The following is a 3,107-nucleotide window of genomic DNA, read 5'->3' as shown; positions in this document are numbered from 1 at the left end:
TCCGCTGCGCGGACCTTCGGACTGTCAACACCCCCTACTCCACACACTGGAGCATGTGAGCCAAGCGTGTGAGCCAGCAGATACTATGAACTTGCAACATCGGTCAAAACTAGGTACTAGGGCACAGGCCGCGGTGGAGCCGGCCGGCGAGGAGTCGGCGGCGTGAGCGACCAATATCTAGTCGCCGGGCCTTATGCCCACGCTGGCGCGAGCGTCTCCCGGACCATGGGCCTGGTCATGCTGGCCCTGGTGCCGGCGACCCTATTCGGCCTCTGGCAGTTCGGCTGGCCCGCCATCTTTCTGTTCCTGGTCACGATCGCGGCGGCCGTCATTGCCGAGGCCGTCTGTCTGCGGATCGCCGGTAAGCCGGTACGGCCTTTTTTGACGGACGGCTCCGCGTTGCTGAGCGGTTGGCTGCTGGCCCTGACGCTGCCGCCCTGGGCGCCCTGGTGGATCGGCCTGGTGGGCAGCCTGATCGCCATCGTGGTCGCCAAACAGATCTTCGGCGGGATCGGCCAGAACCTATTCAACCCCGCCATGGTGGCACGGGTGGCGCTGCTGATCTCGTTCCCGTTGGAGATGACGACCTTCGTCGCCCCTACCCCGTTCCTTTCGGCCGCGGCCCCCGATTTCGCGGCGGGCCTGGACATCACCTTCGACACCCTGGAACCCCAGGCCCGGCTCGACGCCGTCACCAGTGCCTCTGTTCTAGGACATATCCGCAACGAGCTCGGGCAGGGCCTGAGCCTGCCCCAGGGCCTGCCGCCCGACTACAGCGCCCTGCGCGGGGCGATCGGCACCGTCCCCGGCAGTCTGGGCGAGACCTCGGCGCTGCTGATCCTCCTGGGCGGCCTGTTTCTGCTCGCCATGCGCGTCATCACCTGGCACATCCCGGTCGCCATGCTGGGCGCCATCGCCCTGTCGGCGGGCCTGCTGCACCTGCTCGATCCCAGCCGCTTCGCCGACCCCGTCCTGCACCTGGTTTCAGGGGCCACCCTGTTGGGGGCCTTCTTCATCGCCACCGATCTGGTGACCTCGCCCCTATCGGTCCGGGGACAGCTCCTCTTCGGTGCCGGCTGCGGCCTGTTGGTCTTCATCATCCGCACCTGGTCCGGTTATCCGGAAGGCGTGGCCTTCGCGGTCATGTTGATGAACGCCTGTACGCCGCTGATCGACCACTGGGTGCAGCCCCGCATCTACGGGCGTGATCGCAAGGGGGCCCCGTTGGAACCCGGCGACGACGCGGAGCGGGTCCGATGAGCACCCTCGCTGCACCGAGCGCCCCCAAACCGCTCGCCTACCAGGCCAGTCTGTTGGGCGTGGCCGCCATGCTCGCCGCCGTGCTTCTGGTCATCGGGAACCTCGCCACCAGAGACGCCATCGAGCAACGCCGAGCAGAGGACCTGTTGACTTCGCTCGGTCAGGTGATCCCGGCCGGGATGCACGACAACGACCTCCTCGCCCATCCCCTGACCCTCACCCGAGCAACGGGCGAGGAGGTTACCGTCTATCGTGCCCGACGTGGCCGCCTGGTAACGGGGGTCGCCTTCCGTGTCAGCAGATCGGGCTACGCCGGCCCCATCGAGCTGATCCTAGGACTCGATACCCAGGGCGAGATCCTGGGCGTCAGGGTATTGGCACATGCCGAAACCCCGGGGTTGGGGGACAAGATTGAGGTGCAGCGGGACGACTGGATCCTCGGCTTCAACGGTCGCTCCCTGGGCAACCCGCCCGCAGAGCGGTGGGCGGTGAAAAAGGACGGCGGCGACTTCGATCAATTCAGCGGCGCCACCATCACCCCCCGGGCGGTCGTCGGCGCCGTCAAGGACGGCCTGCGATTCTTTCGCGATCACCGCCCTACCCTGCTGGCCGGCAGAATTATGAGTGATGAGTGATGAGTGATGAGTGATGAGCGAGGGATGGGGGGCAATGCCATTAAGTTAAGGCAATGCTGCCAATTCGACCGGGATTACCGAAACCGAGAGGCTCTGAAAATCAGGAGAATTTTCACATCCCTGTGACTGGATTCTGCCACTCCCTGGCAGAATGACGGCTTAACTTAACGAACTTAACGACATTTTCCAATCACCTGTGCCTCCACCGTCTTCGGTAAAGACGAGTAAAGCCGGATAATTCTCAGCGCAAATGCCTTGGTTCGTTCAAGAATACCTTGCTTTTCATTCATCATTCATCATTCATCATTCATCACTCATCACTCATCACTCATCACTCCAGGAGTCCGACCATGAGCACCGATTATGGCCGCATCGCCCGCGCCGGTCTCTGGGACAACAACGTCGTCCTCGTCCAATCGCTGGCGCTCTGTCCACTGCTCGCAGTGACGGGGACCGCGACCAACGGCCTGGGCCTGGGACTGGCATCCACCTTTGTCCTGGTCGCCTCCGGCATCCTGGTGGCCCTGATCCGCAGCCTCATTACCCCCGAGGTGCGCATCCCCATCTTCGTACTCATCGTCGCCGTTCTGGTGACCCTGGTGGACCTGGGTATGAACGCCTGGGTCCATGATCTGCACCGGGTCCTGGGGCTCTTCATCCCCCTGATCGTCACCAACTGCGCCATCCTCGGGCGCGCGGAGGCCTTCGCCTCCCGCAACCGGATGCTGCCGGCCCTGGTCGACGGCCTCATGATGGGAATCGGTTTTACCCTGGTCCTGGTAGTCCTGGGGGCGGTGCGGGAGCTGATCGGCAGCGGCACCCTGTTTCGGGACGCCGCGCTGATGCTGGGCGATGCCCTGGCGTTCCTGGAGCTGACCCTGATCCCGGATTATCGCGGCTTCCTGCTCGCGATCCTGCCGCCAGGTGGATTCATCGCCCTGGGCTTCCTCCTCGCGGGCAAACGGGCGCTGGAGCGGTCACTGGAGCGGGGAAGCCTGAAGGCGACGGGAAAGGGGAGTGGTTAAGATCCCTTGAGGGACTAGTACCTCGTTTCGATCGATATTGCTAGGGGGTGTTCTCAATTAACAAACGATCTAATCCTCGCTATCTCGAACCACGGATCGACACGGATTGCTCTCCATCCGTGTCGATCCGTGTTCATCCGTGGTTCGCTTTCCGGTTGTTATCTGCACTAACCAATGGTTTTCACAG

General features: G+C 63.3%; 3 protein-coding genes. All 3 read left to right on the top strand.

The window, feature by feature from the left end:
* Positions 1–162 precede the first annotated feature (162 nt).
* The 3 genes from BQ17_RS13540 to BQ17_RS13525 all read left to right on the top strand — a co-directional run bounded on the left by BQ17_RS13540 (position 163) and on the right by BQ17_RS13525 (position 2,920).
* On the top strand, positions 163–1,260 hold the full coding sequence (locus BQ17_RS13540) for an RnfABCDGE type electron transport complex subunit D (RefSeq protein ID WP_256091604.1): 1,098 nt from the start codon (positions 163–165) through the stop codon (positions 1,258–1,260).
* On the top strand, positions 1,257–1,895 hold the full coding sequence (rsxG, locus tag BQ17_RS13535) for an electron transport complex subunit RsxG (protein ID WP_089727926.1): 639 nt from the start codon (positions 1,257–1,259) through the stop codon (positions 1,893–1,895). The genes BQ17_RS13540 and rsxG overlap by 4 nt, the downstream gene beginning before the upstream one ends.
* Before the next feature lie 350 nt (positions 1,896–2,245).
* Positions 2,246–2,920: an electron transport complex subunit E gene (locus BQ17_RS13525; RefSeq protein WP_089727924.1), complete on the top strand. Its 675-nt coding sequence runs from the start codon at positions 2,246–2,248 to the stop codon at positions 2,918–2,920.
* Positions 2,921–3,107 lie beyond the last annotated feature (187 nt).

This window comes from Candidatus Thiosymbion oneisti (assembly GCF_900092655.1).
GTDB lineage: Bacteria > Pseudomonadota > Gammaproteobacteria > Chromatiales > Chromatiaceae > Thiosymbion > Thiosymbion oneisti.
This window is presented reverse-complemented; position numbering and strand designations above follow the sequence as displayed.